This window comes from Serratia sp. BNK-17 (assembly GCF_048684935.1).
Lineage (GTDB): Bacteria > Pseudomonadota > Gammaproteobacteria > Enterobacterales > Enterobacteriaceae > Serratia > Serratia nematodiphila.
Window position 1 is genome coordinate 846,110 of the sequence record NZ_JBLQTR010000001.1, and the last position, 15,138, is coordinate 861,247.

The window sequence follows — 15,138 nt, forward strand, 5'->3', positions numbered from 1 at the left end:
AAGCCTTCTCAGTATTGTCAGAAGGCGTAAGGAACCGTTATGACGACCGTAGTAAAATGCCCAACCTGTGGCACCGGCGTGGTTTGGGGTGAAGTCAGTCCATTCCGGCCGTTTTGCAGCAAACGCTGCCAGCTGATCGATCTCGGCGAGTGGGCCGATGAAGAGAAGCGCATTCCGAGCAACAGCGATCTGTCGGAAAGCGAAGACTGGAGCGAAATGGACGATCGCTGATCGCCCGCTGTTGGCCTGGCGGACGCCAGGCCAAACTGGTTATTGCGCGGCGTTCGCCTGTGCCACCAGCAGCTGAATAATGCCGACGTTGGCTTCCGGGAACTCGTCTTCACGCAGGTCCGCCTGTTTTACCCAGCGCATCGGTTGCCCCTCACGGCCGAACGGCTCACCCGCCCAGGCTTCTACCAGATAAAAATTCAGCGTCACGATGCGATCGCTGAAGCGGTGCTCCACCACCTCCAGCAGTTCGGCGCGTTCGGCTTCGATACCGGTCTCTTCCCGCAGCTCGCGGCTCAACGCCTGTTCCGGCGTTTCACCCTGTTCGATCTTACCGCCGGGAAACTCCCAGAATCCGGCCATGTGCGCATCGGCGGCGCGGCGGGTAATAAAGATCTCCTGTTGAGCATTGCGGATAATGCCCACGGCGATATTCAGATGTTTCATCTCACCCTCCTGATGGGTGCCAAAAAACAGGGGCTCAGCAAGCTGAACCCCTGGGTGTTATCGGTTAACTGCGGCCGGCATTACTGCAGGCGGCCGTGGCACTGCTTGTATTTCTTGCCGGAACCGCATGGGCAAGGATCGTTGCGCCCCACTTTACGCTCGGCAGTCGCCGGCGCGTTCGGATCTTCAGTCACCAGCGCGTTCTCGTCGTGGTGGCTCAGCTGTTGCTGCTGCGCCAGACGCTCGGCCTCTTCACGGCGCTGCTGTTCCAGCGCTTCCACCTCTTCCGGCATCCGCACCTGTACCTTGCTCAGCACGCTGATCACTTCATATTTCAGCGATTCCAGCATAGTGGCGAACATGTTGAAGGATTCACGCTTGTACTCCTGCTTCGGATCCTTCTGCGCGTAACCGCGCAGGTGGATACCCTGGCGCAGGTAGTCCATCGCCGCCAGATGCTCTTTCCACAGGGAATCCAGCGTCTGCAGCATCACGCCCTTCTCGAAGTTGCGCATCATCTCGCTGCCGACCACTTCTTCCTTACGCTGATACTGCTCTTTGGCGTTCTCCAGAATGCGTTCGCGCAGCGTCTCTTCGTGCAGCTCCGGCTCTTTGTCCAGCCACTGGGCGATCGGCATCTCCAGATCGAAGTCGTTCTTCAGGCGCTCTTCCAGCCCCTGAATGTCCCACTCTTCTTCCAGCGACTGCGGCGTGATGTAGTTGTCGATGGTGCTCTTGAACACGTCCTCGCGGATGCTGGCGATGGTTTCGCTCACGTCGGACACGTCCAGCAATTCGTTGCGTTGGCTGTAGATGGCGCGGCGCTGATCGTTGGCGACGTCATCGTACTCCAGCAGCTGCTTACGGATGTCGAAGTTGCGGCTCTCTACCTTACGCTGGGCATTGGCGATCGCCTTGGTCACCCACGGGTGCTCAATCGCTTCGCCTTCTTTCATGCCCAGTTTACGCATCATGCCGGACACGCGATCCGAGGCGAAGATACGCATCAGGGCATCTTCCATCGACAGATAGAAGCGGGATGAACCGGCGTCGCCCTGACGACCGGAACGGCCGCGCAGCTGGTTATCGATACGGCGCGATTCATGGCGCTCGGTGCCGATGATATGCAGGCCGCCCGCCGCCAGCACCGCGTCGTGGCGCTCTTTCCAGGCGGCTTTGATGGCTTCGATCTGCTCTTCGGTCGGCGCTTCCAGCAGCGCCACTTCGGCCTGCCAGCTGCCGCCCAGCACGATATCAGTACCACGACCCGCCATGTTGGTGGCGATGGTTACCGCACCGCTCTGGCCGGCCTGGGCGACGATGTCCGCTTCCATGGCGTGGAATTTGGCGTTCAGCACCTTGTGGTCGATGCCCGCTTTGGTCAGCTCACGGGACACCACTTCGGATTTCTCGATCGAGATGGTACCCACCAGCACCGGTTGGCCTTTGGCGGTACGCTCGCGGATGTCCTCGATGATGGCGTCGATCTTCTCTTTCTCGGTCATGTACACCAGATCCGGCATGTCCTTACGGATCATCGGACGGTTGGTTGGCACCACGATGGTGTCCAGCTTGTAGATCGAGCTGAATTCGAAGGCTTCGGTATCGGCGGTACCGGTCATCCCGGCCAGCTTCTCGTACAGACGGAAGTAGTTCTGGAAGGTGATCGAAGCCAGCGTCTGGTTCTCGTTCTGGATCTCCACGCCTTCTTTGGCTTCCACCGCCTGGTGCAGGCCATCGGACCAACGGCGGCCCTGCATGGTGCGGCCGGTGTGCTCATCGACGATGATCACTTCGCCGTCTTTCACGATGTAGTCAACGTCGCGGGTGAACAGCACGTGGGCGCGCAGCGCGGCGGTAACGTGGTGCATCAGCATGATGTTGGTCGGCGAGTACAGCGATTCGCCTTCATCCATGATGCCGGCTTCCACCAGCATCTCTTCGATCAGGATCAGGCCGCGTTCGGTCAGGTGGACCTGGCGCGCCTTCTCATCCACCGAGAAGTGCCCTTCACCCTTGAAGGTGTCGGAGTCTTCTTTTTCCTGGCGGATCAGTTTAGGGATCAGCTTGTTGACCTTGATGTACATCTCGGAGCTGTCTTCGGCCGGGCCGGAGATGATCAGCGGCGTACGCGCTTCATCGATCAGGATGGAGTCCACCTCATCCACCAGCGCATAGTGCAGTTTGCGCTGCACGCGCTCTTCCGGGCTGAACGCCATGTTGTCGCGCAGGTAGTCGAAGCCGTATTCGTTGTTGGTGCCGTAGGTGATGTCGGCGGCGTAAGCTTCACGCTTGGCCGGCGCCGGCATGCCCGGCAGGTTGATGCCGATGCTCAGGCCGAGGAACTCGAACAGCGGGCGGTTGTTTTCGGCGTCACGCTGCGCCAGATAGTCGTTGACGGTCACCACGTGCACGCCGCGGCCGCTCAGGGCGTTCAGGTAGGCCGGCAGCGTCGCGGTCAGGGTTTTACCTTCACCGGTACGCATCTCGGCGATGCAGCGGTCGTTCAGCACCATGCCGCCCAGCAGCTGCACGTCGAAGTGACGCATGCCGAACACGCGCTTGCTCGCCTCACGCACCACGGCGAAGGCTTCCGGGATCAGGCTTTCCAGCGACTCGCCTTTTTCCAGGCGTGCGCGGAACTCGTTGGTTTTCGCTTTCAGCTCGTCATCGGACAGTTTTTCCATGTCCGGTTCCATGCGGTTGATCTGCTCAACCACTTTGCGCATGCGGCGCAGGGTACGATCGTTACGGCTGCCAAAAACTTTGGTTAATAATTTCACTAACATGATGTTTGATATCTCTGTCATGACGGCCGAATGCGGCAGTCAACTTGCTATTATTTATGGTTTTGATGCCCTAAGGGCGGAGTCAGACGAGAACGACGGGCCCTGCGCGAATGCCTTGCACCTGAGCCACCCACAGGCCGGTCTGGTGCCGCGCCAGCGTTGGCAGCACCTCAAGGTGGGTGTGGCGAATGATGGTCGGCGGCTTCGGCTCATGCGTCAGCAGCGCATTGAGGGTAGACAGCAGCGCCAGTTGCGCTACCTGCAAAGGCGGTTCCGCTTCGGCTTCGCTCTCCTGTACCCGCGCATAAACCGCCTGCGGCGCCAACGCGAAAGAGAGGTGACGAATGACGGTGCGCAGTGCATGCTGCTGCCAATAATCTACGCTGAAGGTAGGGCGGCGGTGCGCGTCCTGCAGCAGGGCCAGGCTGGTGAAGGTGCCGTTGGCCGAATTTTGCCGGTTAAGGCTGGACGACGTATTCGGCAGTGCGGCCTGATCGTGAGCGCCGGACAAATTGGAAGACGCGCCAAGCGTGGCCGCAACCATCCCTAACAGGAGATGGGGCCAGAAATAACGTCTGCCAAATTGTCGCCAACGATTTAGAATACCGATCACGAGTTTATAATCCGCCGGAGCCCATTATGCGCGATAGCCGTCCACAATTATTAGATGTCCTGTTCGACGACGCGTCTGCCGGCAGCAAAGGGCCGCTGCATAACGTCCAGCAACGCGCGGTGGCGCTGCTCAAGCTTAACCGTGCAGTGAAGGGCCTGTTGCCCGCTCCCCTGCATCCCTGGTGCCGCGTCGCGAATTTCCGACAGGGTATTTTAGTGCTCGAAACGGCAAATGCCAGTTGGATGATGCGCTTGCGCTACGAACAACCCGCTTTGCTGTCTGCACTACGAGCGCAAATTCTACCATCATTGTCGTCGATCGACATCAGGATTAATCCGGCCTTGATGGCGAAAGGCAGCAACCAGGTGCAAAACGCCGAGAAAGCGCCGGAAAAACCCGTGCCGATGCGGCATTTGAGTCTGGAAAGTGCGGAAGAGCTGAGAGGATTGGCGAGCCGTAGCCCGGAGAAACTGCGCAAGATATTGGAACGGCTGGCTGCATTGGCCGGAGAGGGTACCAACACAACCAGTCGTGATAAGTAATCAGCGACACAACTGCAAAACATCAGACGGCATCACGAGCCTGAATTCTCAGGCTCTCAGAGGATGCGCCTGCCGTTATTCGCAGCAGGCGAGGAATTCAGACCTTACGCCAATACGGTAGACGGTGCCTTGAATGCCAACGGCATTTCGGCTTCGTCCTGGAAGGTCACGTATTCCCACGCTTCCTGCTTGGCCAGTACGGCCTGCAGCAGTTTGTTGTTCAGCGCGTGCCCAGACTTGAACGCGGTGAACGCGCCAATGATGTTGTGGCCGCACATGAACAGGTCGCCGATGGCGTCCAGCATTTTGTGACGTACGAACTCGTCTTCGAAACGCAGACCGTCTTCGTTCAGCACGCGGTAGTCATCTACCACGATGGCGCAATCGAAGCTGCCGCCCAGGGCCAAGCCGCGGGACTGCAGATATTCGATATCGCGCATGAACCCGAAGGTGCGCGCGCGGCTGATTTGACGCACGAACGACTCAGCCGAGAAATCAAGACGGTAGCGCTGAGAGCTGGCGTCAATAGCCGGGTGGTTGAAGTCGATGGTGAAGTCCAGGCGGAACCCGTTATGCGGGGACAGCTCGGCCCACTTGTCGCCATCTTCAACACGCACGGTCTCTTTCAGACGCAGGAATTTCTTCGCCGAGTTCAGTTCTTCGATGCCGGCATCCAGCAGCAAGAACACGAACGGACTGGCGCTGCCGTCCATGATTGGGATTTCAGCGGCGTCGACTTCGATGACGATATTGTCGATGCCCAGCCCAGCCAGCGCGGCGTTGAGGTGCTCAACGGTCGAAATACGCACGTCATGCTCATTCACCAGGCAAGTACAGAGCATGGTATCACGCACGGATTTTGCATCAGCCGGAAAATCAACCGGTGGATTCAAGTCAGTGCGACGATAGATGACCCCGGTATTAGCCGGCGCTGGGCGCATTGTCAGCGTGACTTTCTTGCCGGTATGCAAACCGACGCCAGTCGCCTGAACAATACGTTTTAATGTCCTTTGTTTGATCATCGTTTTATCTCGCAATGTTATCCATCCTACCAGCCAAGCATACAGCATGGCCGGCGGGACAGTTTAGCACAAAGAGCGGAGATTCCAAATTCTCAGGATATTCTTAGTCTGCCTGTTTACGCAGGAAGGCTGGAATATCAAGATAGTCGGGCTCTTTATTCGGCTGCGCAGCTTGGTCGTTGACCACCTTGGCGGCAGGTTTCACTTCCTGCGGCAGAGGCGACATGCCGTGCTGCTGATAACGGTGATCCATCACTGGCTGGCTGGCCTGCTTATTGGTCACCAGAGTGATTTCAGGACGCTTGTCCATACCGATACCGGTTGCAACCACGGTAACGCGCAGTTCGTCGTTCATTTCCGGATCCAGCGAGGTACCGATAACCACGGTAGCGTTGTCGGAAGCGAATGCACGGATGGTGTTACCCACAGTTTCGAACTCATCCAGACGCAGATCGAAGCCAGCGGTAATGTTGACCAGCACGCCGCGCGCGCCGGACAGGTCGATGTCTTCCAGCAGCGGGCTGGAGATCGCCATTTCGGCCGCTTCTTCGGCGCGGTCTTCACCGCAAGCCACGCCGGAACCCATCATCGCGTAGCCCATTTCGGACATCACGGTGCGCACGTCGGCGAAGTCGACGTTCATCAGGCCCGGACGGGTGATCAGCTCGGCGATACCCTGCACCGCGCCTTTCAGCACGTCGTTGGCCGCGCCGAACGCGTCCAGCAGAGAGATGCCGCGCCCCAGAACTTTCAACAGCTTGTCGTTCGGGATGGTGATCAGCGAGTCCACGTGTTTGGACAGTTCAGCGATACCCTGCTCCGCGAATGCCATGCGCTTCTTGCCTTCGAAGTTGAAAGGCTTGGTCACCACGGCCACGGTCAGAATACCCAAATCTTTAGCCACTTCAGCCACCACTGGCGCCGCACCGGTACCGGTACCGCCGCCCATGCCGGCTGCGATGAAGACCATGTCTGCGCCGTCCAGCGCTGCGCGCAGGGCTTCGCGGTCTTCTTCCGCTGAATTGCGACCCACCTCAGGGTTCGCGCCCGCACCCAGACCTTTGGTAATACCGCTACCAATCTGGATGGTTTGGCCAACCGCCGTTTTGCGGAGCGCCTGGGCGTCCGTGTTCACAGCGAAGAATTCAACACCTTCGATGCGCTCGCGCACCATGTGTTCAACGGCGTTGCCACCGCCGCCGCCGACGCCGATGACTTTAATCACCGCGTCATTGGTTAGTTCCATTGGTTCAAACATAGTTTCTCTCCGTTTTGTGCCTGTCGCTGCGAGATCATAAAAAGATTACTCAGCATGATCTCTTTGTTGAAACATTAAAACTCTTTTCTCAGCCAGCTATTGATGCGTTTAAACCAATTGCCCACCGAGGCGCGTTTTTCTACTTCTGTCTCACCGCTCAGGTGAGACTCTTTTCCATAGTGCAGCAGACCTACCGCCGTCGAGTAGTAAGGCTCCTGCGCATAATCCGTCAGCCCCGTGATGTTCAAGGGTTGGCCGATGCGTACCTGAGTGTGGAACACCCGTTGCGCACAGGCTGCCAGGCCATCAATCTGGGCGGCGCCACCGGTCAGCACGATACCTGCCGCCAGATGATGCTTCACCCCTTGCTGACGCAGTTGCTCCTGCAATTGCAAAATTTCATCGTTAACCAGATTCAACAGTTCGGTGTAGCGTGGCTCAATGACTTCAGCCAGCGTCTGTCTTTGCAGACTGCGCGGAGGACGTCCCCCGACGCTAGGCACCTCTACATTCTCATCCTTGCTAACAATCGACCCAAGCGCACAACCGTGTCGAACTTTGATCGCTTCCGCGTCGGTCGGCGGCGTGCCGAAGGCGTAGGCGATATCGCTGGTGACCACGTTCCCGGCATAAGGGATCACTTTGGTGTGGCGCAGCGCACCGCCGGTATACACCGCCATATCCATGGTGCCGCCGCCGATATCCACCACGCAAACGCCGAGTTCGCGTTCATCTTCGGTCAGCACCGCGTAGCTCGCGGCCAGACCGGCGAAAATAAGTTGGTCAACTTTCAGGCCGCAACGTTCCACGGCCTTGACGATGTTCTTCGCCATATCGTTATGGCAGGTAATCAGATGCACCTTGGCCTGCATGCGCACGCCGGACAGCCCAACCGGGTTTTTGATGCCTTCCTGATAATCGATGGCATATTCCTGAGGGATCACGTGCAGGATACGGTGTTCGTCGCGCACGCGCACCGATTTGGCGGTGTGCACCACATTCTCCACGTCGTCCTGCGTCACTTCCTCTTCCGAGATCGGCACCATGCCGATTTCGTTCTGACAGCTGATGTGTTTGCCCGACAGCGCCAGGTACACCGAAGAGATCTGGCAGTCCGCCATCAGCTCGGCCTGATCGATGGCGCGCTGTACGCACTTCACCACCGATTCCAGGTCGTTTACGCCACCCTTATCCATACCGCGAGACGGGCAGCTGCCCACCCCGATAATGTTGACCATGCCATCGGGCAGAACTTCCCCTACCAACGCGGAGACTTTTGCAGTACCGATCTCCAGTCCAACTACCAGTTTTCTGTCCGTCGACTTGATCATTGTTGTTTTGCCTGTGCCTGATTCTGTTGCTGATTACTGTTTTGCTGACCGCCAAGCGCCTGCGGATCGACCAACACCGGAACCCACCCTACCGAAGCGCCGGACTCGTAGCGCAGATCGACATAGCTGACACGCTTGCTCTCCGCCTGGCCCTGCTGCTGCAATACCGGGTAAAGCTCGATAAACCGCTGCAAACGCCCGTTGCGGTCATCGCGCCCCAGCTCAAGCCGGACATCGTTGTCCAGCGCCAGCTGCCAGGAATGGCGCGCGGTCATCGCCGCCATTTTCAGCGTATATTTGCTGGCCGCCAACGTGGCGCTCATCGCCCGATAGCCTTCCAGCACATCCTGCTCGCTCCCTTCCGGCCCGTAGAGCAGCGGCAACTTCTGCTTGCCCGCCCGCTCCGCCGGTACGCTGAACGCTTTGCCCTCGGCGTCCACCATGTGCAAATCGTTCCAGCGCGCCACCGGGACGTACTCCACCAGATGGATCTTCAGCTCATCCGGCCATTGTTTGCGCACGCTGGCCTGCTTGATCCACGGCAGACGTTCGATCTGCTGCTGGATGACGTCCACATCCTGCGTCATAAAGGTGCCGGGTGCGCCCAGCGCCAGGATCGCCTGACGAATATCATCGTTGGTGGTGTAATGGCGTTCGCCGGTCACCACCAGCCTTGAGAGCGGCAGGCGGCTGGCGTCTTTCATCCAGCCAAGCACCGCCCAACCGCTCCACACGACCGTTCCCAACACCATCAGCAGGAAAATCATTCCCGCCAACTGGGTTCCATTGCTGCGGCGCGGGCCGTTATCCACCTCGCGATCGCGCGCATTCAGGGCAGCTTGCGACATATCAGTCGGCCAACTCCAAAATTCTCGCCACCAACTGCGAGAAGCTTAATCCAAACTGGCGCGCCGCCATCGGCACCAGGCTATGACTAGTCATGCCCGGAGAGGTGTTCACCTCAAGCAGATAGAAGCGGCCATCGCTGTCTTGCATCACGTCGACGCGGCCCCAGCCGCTGCAGTCCAGACCGCGGTAGGCGCGCAGCGCCAACGCCGCCATCTCGGCTTCCTGCTCGGCGCTCAAACCGCTCGGGCAGAAGTACTGCGTGTTGTCCGAAATGTACTTGGCCTGGTAGTCGTAAAACACGCCGGCCGGCTGGATGCGGATTGACGGCAGAACCTGGTCGCCCAGCATCGCCACGGTGTATTCCGGGCCGCTCAACCACTTCTCCACCAGCACATCGTCGTCATGGCGGAAGGCTTCTTCCAGCGCCGCTGCCAACGCCGCGCTTTCGGTGACCTTGCTCATACCGACGCTGGAGCCTTCACGGCTCGGCTTGACGATCAGCGGCAAACCGAGATCCGCCACGCGCGCCAGCAGCGCCGCTTTTTCGGCGCCGAGGTACAGCTGGCGATTCAGCGCCACGTAAGGCGCTACCGGCAAGCCCATCGACTGCCACACCATCTTGGTGCGCCATTTGTCCATGGTCAGCGCCGAGGCCATCACGCCACTGCCGGTATAAGGCAGTTCGAGGAACTCCAGCAGCCCTTGCAGGGTGCCGTCCTCGCCGCCGCGCCCGTGCAGCGCGATAAATACTTTGGTGAATCCCTGCTCTTTCAACTGGGTCACCGGGAAATCGCGGGTGTCGACGCCGTGCGCATCGATACCGGCTTCGCGCAACCCGGCCAGCACCGCGGCGCCGGACTGCAGGGAAACTTCGCGTTCGGCGGAGGTGCCGCCCAGCAGAACTGCAACTTTATCAGCCATGGTGCTCCTCCTCTTTCTTCGGCGGCTGCAGCTTCAGCTCGGCCAGTTTACGGGCGATTTTGCCCACGTTGCCGGCGCCCTGCACCAGCACCAAGTCTTCATCCTGCAGCAGCTGCGCCAGGGTTTCCGGCACGCTATCGGCATCGGAAACCAGGATCGGATCCAGCTTGCCGCGGCTGCGGATGGTGCGGCACAGCGAACGGCTGTCCGCGCCCGGGATCGGCGCTTCGCCGGCGGCGTACACGTCGAGCATCAGCAGCACATCCACCTGCGACAGCACGTTGGCGAAATCGTCGTACAGATCGCGGGTGCGCGTATAACGGTGCGGCTGGAAGATCATCACCAAACGCTTGTCCGGCCAGCCGGCGCGCGCCGCTTTCAGCGTGGCGTCCACCTCGGTCGGATGGTGGCCGTAATCGTCCACCAGCATCGCGCTGCCCGCTTTGCCGTTGACCGGTTCCAGCGGGAACTCGCCGAGGAAATCGAAGCGGCGCCCGGTGCCCTGGAAGCCCGCCAGCGCGCGCAGGATATCTTCGTCGTCGATGCCTTCTTCGGTCGCTACCGCCACCGCCGCCGCTGCGTTCAACGCATTGTGGCGGCCCGGCGCGTTCAGCGTTACCGTCAGCAACGGCTTGTCCTGGCGGCTCAGGGTAAAGTGCCCCTGCGGCCCAATCTGCCGGTAGTCTTCGATGCGCACGTCGGCATCTTCACTGAAGCCGTAGGTGGTGATATGGCGCCCCACGCGCGGCAGCAGCTCGCGCACTACCGGATCGTCGATGCACATCACCGCACGGCCGTAGAACGGCAGGTTGTGCAAGAAATTGATAAACGTCTGTTTCAGGTTCTCAAAGTCGCCCTGGTAGGTGTCCATGTGGTCGGCTTCAATGTTGGTGACCACGGCCACCATCGGCTGCAGATGCAGGAACGACGCATCGCTCTCATCCGCTTCCGCGATCAGATAACGGCTGGATCCCAGTCGTGCGTGGGTGCCCGCCGCCTTCACCAGCCCGCCGTTGACGAAGGTCGGGTCCAGGCGGGCTTCGGCATAAATGCTCGAGACCATCGCCGTGGTGGTGGTTTTGCCGTGCGTGCCGGCAATAGCGATGCCGTGACGAAAACGCATCAGCTCCGCCAGCATTTCAGCGCGGCGGATCACCGGGATGCGCGCTTCACGAGCGGCGACGATCTCCGGGTTGTCGGCGGAGATGGCGGTAGAGACCACCACCACGCTCGCATCCAGCACGTTTTCCGGGCGGTGATTGAAATAAATCGTCGCTCCGAGCGCGCTCAACTGTTGGGTCACCGGATTCGGCGCCAGGTCGGAGCCGCTGATCTGATACCCTTCGTTTGCCAACACTTCGGCGATACCACCCATGCCGGCGCCACCGATGCCGACAAAGTGAATGTGCCGGACGCGACGCATCTCGGGCACGATAGTACGTAGTTTCGCCAGTTGTTGTGTATTCATCACTCTCTCTAATCCGGACCCGGTATCCCGGCCCTACATCACATTGCTTTATTCAGGTTCGGCGCACCGAACCCCTGCACTCGTTACTTGGCGAGCCGCACCAGCTCCGCCGCCACGCGCTCGGTGGCGTCCGGAATGGCGACCGCGCGCGCTTTCTCGGCCATGGCCAGCAGCGTCTTGCGATCCCAGCTCGCCAGCAGTTCGGCCACCACATCGGCGTTAAACTGCGGCTGTTCGATAATCTTCGCCGCGCCGGCTTCTTCCAGCGGACGCGCATTCCAGTACTGCTGACGGTCCTTGTGCATGAACGGCACGAAGATCGCCGGCAGCCCCGCCGCCGCGATTTCGCTGACGGTCAACGCGCCGGAGCGGCAGACCACCACGTCGGCCCAGGCGTAGGCGGCGGCCATGTCGTCGATGAACTCGGTCACCTTGTGCTGCGTCTGCCCTACCCTCTCGTAGTCGCGCAGCACCGTTTCCAGCGCGCCCTTGCCCACCTGATGCCAGAGCGTAATTCTATCGCCCAAACGCGCCGCGACTTCAGGAACTGTCTGATTCAGCACGCGCGCGCCCTGACTTCCGCCAATCACCAACACGCGGATCGGGCCTTCGCGCCCTTGCAACCGCTCCGCCGGCAGTGGCAGCGCCAACACGTCGGTACGCACCGGGTTGCCCACCACCTCGGCGTTCGGGAACGCGCCGGGGAAGGCCTGCATCACTTTGGCGGCGATGCGCGCCAGCCAGCGGTTGGTCAAACCGGCGATGCCGTTCTGCTCGTGCAGCACCACCGGGATGCCGCACTGCCAGGCCGCCAGGCCGCCGGGGCCGGAAACGTAACCCCCCATCCCCAGCACCACATCCGGCTGATAACTGCGCATGATGGCTTTCGCCTGCCGCACCGCCTGCCAGATGCGCAATGGCGCGGTCAGCTGGGCCTTCAGGCCCTTGCCGCGCAGGCCGGAGATGCGGATAAAATCAATCTCGATCCCGTGCTTCGGCACCAGATCGGCTTCCATTCGGTCTGCGGTTCCGAGCCAGCGCACCTGCCAGCCCTGCGCCATCAGATGATGCGCGACCGCCAGCCCCGGGAACACGTGCCCGCCGGTACCGCCTGCCATCACCATTAAACGCTTAGGTTTCCCGCTCATCCCTTACCTCTTCACAAACGCCTGAGCCTTGGTCAGGCGCGTTTCATAATCAATTCGCAGCAACAGCACGATCGCCGTCGACATAATCAGCAAGCTCGAGCCGCCGTAACTGATCAGCGGCAGCGTCAGACCTTTGGTCGGCAGCATGCCTGCGGCGGCGCCGACGTTAACCAGCGCCTGGAAGCTGAACCACACGCCGATCGCGCAGGCCAGGAAGCCGGAGAAGCGTTGGTCGATCTCCAGCGCGCGGCGCCCGATGGACATCGCGCGAAAAGCGACGAAGAATACCATTAACAGGGCTAAAACCACACCGATATAGCCCAGTTCTTCACCCAAAATGGAGAAGATGAAGTCGGTGTGCGCTTCCGGCAAATACTCCAGTTTCTGCACCGAGTTGCCGAGCCCCTGCCCCCAGAACTCACCGCGGCCGAATGCCATCAGCGACTGGGTCAGCTGGTAGCCGCTGCCGAACGGGTCGGCCCACGGGTTCCAGAACGAGGTCACGCGGCGCATACGGTACGGTTCCGCGATAATCAGCAGCACCACGGCGAACACGCCGGAGCCGATGATCGCCAGGAACTGCCACATTTTCGCGCCGGCCAGGAACAGCATCGCCAGCGTGGTGATGAACAGCACCACCACGGTGCCGAGATCCGGTTGCGCCAGCAGCAGCACCGCCAGCACCACCATCACGCCCATCGGCTTGCAGAAGCCCCAGAAGTTGCTGCGCACCTCTTCCACCTTGCGCACCAGATAGCTCGCCAGATAGCAGAACAGCGACAGCTTGGACAGCTCCGCCGGCTGAATACGCAGCGGGCCGAGCGCGATCCAGCGCGAGGCCCCGTTCACCGAGCTCCCCACCACCAGGACGATCAGCAGCATCACGATCGACATCAGCAGCATCACGTTGCTGTAGCGCTGCCAAACTTCCATCGGGATGCGCAGCGTCACCAGAGACAAGCCGAACGCCAGGCCGAGGTACAGCGCATCGCGTTTGGCGAACAGGAACGGATCGTCCGCCAGGCGTTGGCCGATCGGCATCGACGCCGAAGTCACCATCACGAAGCCGATGATCGCCAACCCGAAGGTCAGCCACAGCAGGGTGCGGTCGTACAGCACCATGTTGACCGCGTCGTTGTCACGCGCGCCGGTCACCCAGTCTTTCATCCGTTCTGTCAGCCCGAAGTTCGGCAAGCGTAGTTTCATCCGCCAAGCTCCTGCGCCAGGCGGGCGAACTCATCGCCGCGCACTTCAAAATTACGGAACTGATCGAGACTGGCGCAGGCCGGCGACAACAGCACCATATCGCCGGGCTGTACGCGGCCGGCGATGGTGCGCATCGCCTGCTCCATGGTCTCGGTCAGCGTCGCCACTTCCGGCCGCAGCTGCGCCAGCTGGGCGCCGTCGCGGCCAAAGCAATACAGACGCACGTTGTCGCCCTGCAGATAGCGCGCCAGCGGTGAGAAATCGGCGGATTTGCCGTCGCCGCCCAGCAGCAGATGCAGCGTGCCGTCCACCTGCAGGCCGTTCAGCGCCGCTTCGGTGCTGCCGACGTTGGTGGCTTTGGAATCGTTGATCCAACGCACGCCGTTGTTCTCCCAGGCCAGCTGGAAACGGTGCGCCAGGCCGGTAAAGGTGGTCAGCGCCTTCAGGCTGGAGGCACGCGGGATATTGACCGCATCCGCCAACGCCAGCGCCGCCAGGGCGTTGGTGTAATTGTGGCGGCCGGTCAGCTTCATCTCGCGCGTATTCAGCACCTTCTCACCGCGCACCCGCAGCCAGGTTTCGCCCTGCTGACGGTTCAGGTGATAGTCGCCCACGTCCGCCCCGAAGCTGACGCAGCGCTCGTCGGCGCCGCGCACCGGCATGGTCAGCGCATCGTCCGCGTTCACCACGCACACCGCGGCGTTTTCATACACGCGCAGCTTGGCGCCGCGATACTGCTGCAGGCCAAATGGATAACGATCCATATGATCTTCGGTCACGTTCAGGATGGTCGCCGCCGCCGCTCGCAGGCTATGCGTCGTTTCAAGCTGGAAGCTGGACAGTTCCAGCACGTACAGCTGACATTCCTGACGCAACAGGCTCAGCGCCGGCAGGCCGATATTGCCGCCCACGCCTACCGCCCAACCGGCGGCTTTCGCCATTTCGCCCACCAGGGTGGTGACGGTGCTCTTGCCGTTGGAGCCGGTGATCGCCACGATCGGCGCCTGCGCCTCGCGGCAGAACAGTTCGACGTCGCCGACGATTTCCACGCCGGCGTCCGCTGCGGCGCTCAATGCCGGGGTCGCCAACGCGACGCCCGGACTGGCGACGATCAGATCCGCCGCCAGCAGCCAGTCCTGATTCAAATCGCCCAAATGGCGCTCCACGCTTTCAGGCAGTTTGTCCAACCCTGGCGGCGCGATACGGGTATCCATCACGCGCGGCGTTACGCCGCGCGCCATGAAGAAATCGACACAGGACAGGCCGGTGAGGCCCAACCCGATGATGACGACTTTTCTACCCTGATAGTCTGCCAT

At 60.7% G+C, this 15,138-nt stretch carries 14 protein-coding genes; 2 read left to right on the forward strand and 12 right to left on the reverse strand.

Features of this window, described 5'->3' with window-relative positions; genetic code table 11:
* The first annotated feature begins 39 nt into the window (after positions 1-39).
* Complete coding sequence (gene yacG / locus ACMGF7_RS04200) at positions 40-231, forward strand: DNA gyrase inhibitor YacG (protein WP_004932737.1); 192 nt, start codon at positions 40-42, stop codon at positions 229-231.
* A gap of 39 nt (positions 232-270) precedes the next feature.
* Here yacG and mutT read toward each other — a convergent pair whose 3' ends face one another.
* From mutT to secM, 3 genes are all read right to left on the reverse strand, one after another.
* Positions 271-675: an 8-oxo-dGTP diphosphatase MutT gene (mutT, locus tag ACMGF7_RS04205; protein ID WP_033631788.1), complete on the reverse strand. Its 405-nt coding sequence runs from the start codon at positions 673-675 to the stop codon at positions 271-273.
* A gap of 80 nt (positions 676-755) precedes the next feature.
* Positions 756-3,464: a preprotein translocase subunit SecA gene (gene secA / locus ACMGF7_RS04210; protein ID WP_049242045.1), complete on the reverse strand. Its 2,709-nt coding sequence runs from the start codon at positions 3,462-3,464 to the stop codon at positions 756-758.
* Between the two features lie 82 nt (positions 3,465-3,546).
* Positions 3,547-4,077: a secA translation cis-regulator SecM gene (secM, locus tag ACMGF7_RS04215; protein ID WP_420286362.1), complete on the reverse strand. Its 531-nt coding sequence runs from the start codon at positions 4,075-4,077 to the stop codon at positions 3,547-3,549.
* Positions 4,078-4,103: 26 nt separating this feature from the next.
* On the opposite strand from secM, the gene ACMGF7_RS04220 reads away from it, so the two are divergent.
* Positions 4,104-4,619 carry a DUF721 domain-containing protein gene (locus ACMGF7_RS04220; RefSeq protein ID WP_004932751.1) on the forward strand — a complete coding sequence of 172 codons (516 nt, stop codon included), beginning with the start codon at positions 4,104-4,106 and terminating at the stop codon, positions 4,617-4,619.
* 104 nt (positions 4,620-4,723) lie between these two features.
* On the opposite strand, the gene lpxC is transcribed toward ACMGF7_RS04220, so the two are convergent.
* From lpxC to murD, 9 genes are all read right to left on the reverse strand, one after another.
* Positions 4,724-5,641, reverse strand: coding sequence for a UDP-3-O-acyl-N-acetylglucosamine deacetylase (gene lpxC / locus ACMGF7_RS04225; RefSeq protein WP_004932754.1), 918 nt, complete (start codon positions 5,639-5,641; stop codon positions 4,724-4,726).
* 103 nt (positions 5,642-5,744) lie between these two features.
* Positions 5,745-6,899: a cell division protein FtsZ gene (ftsZ, locus tag ACMGF7_RS04230; RefSeq protein WP_004932757.1), complete on the reverse strand. Its 1,155-nt coding sequence runs from the start codon at positions 6,897-6,899 to the stop codon at positions 5,745-5,747.
* A 74-nt stretch (positions 6,900-6,973) separates the two neighbouring features.
* Positions 6,974-8,230 (reverse strand): cell division protein FtsA, encoded by a 1,257-nt coding sequence (ftsA, locus tag ACMGF7_RS04235; RefSeq protein WP_004932758.1) that lies wholly within the window; start codon positions 8,228-8,230, stop codon positions 6,974-6,976.
* On the reverse strand, positions 8,227-9,078 hold the full coding sequence (ftsQ, locus tag ACMGF7_RS04240) for a cell division protein FtsQ (protein ID WP_420286363.1): 852 nt from the start codon (positions 9,076-9,078) through the stop codon (positions 8,227-8,229). Before ftsQ ends, ftsA begins: the two co-directional genes overlap by 4 nt.
* Position 9,079: 1 nt before the next feature.
* Positions 9,080-10,000, reverse strand: a complete 921-nt coding sequence (locus ACMGF7_RS04245) for a D-alanine--D-alanine ligase (protein ID WP_197800203.1) — start codon at positions 9,998-10,000, stop codon at positions 9,080-9,082.
* Positions 9,993-11,468: a UDP-N-acetylmuramate--L-alanine ligase gene (gene murC / locus ACMGF7_RS04250; RefSeq protein ID WP_028127852.1), complete on the reverse strand. Its 1,476-nt coding sequence runs from the start codon at positions 11,466-11,468 to the stop codon at positions 9,993-9,995. Before murC ends, ACMGF7_RS04245 begins: the two co-directional genes overlap by 8 nt.
* A gap of 83 nt (positions 11,469-11,551) precedes the next feature.
* The gene (gene murG, locus ACMGF7_RS04255; RefSeq protein ID WP_004932773.1) at positions 11,552-12,616 is read right to left on the reverse strand and encodes an undecaprenyldiphospho-muramoylpentapeptide beta-N-acetylglucosaminyltransferase; all 1,065 of its coding nucleotides are present in this window, start codon (positions 12,614-12,616) and stop codon (positions 11,552-11,554) included.
* Between the two features lie 3 nt (positions 12,617-12,619).
* On the reverse strand, positions 12,620-13,822 hold the full coding sequence (gene ftsW / locus ACMGF7_RS04260) for a cell division protein FtsW (RefSeq protein ID WP_004932776.1): 1,203 nt from the start codon (positions 13,820-13,822) through the stop codon (positions 12,620-12,622).
* Complete coding sequence (gene murD, locus ACMGF7_RS04265; protein WP_033651671.1) at positions 13,819-15,138, reverse strand: UDP-N-acetylmuramoyl-L-alanine--D-glutamate ligase; 1,320 nt, start codon at positions 15,136-15,138, stop codon at positions 13,819-13,821. Before murD ends, ftsW begins: the two co-directional genes overlap by 4 nt.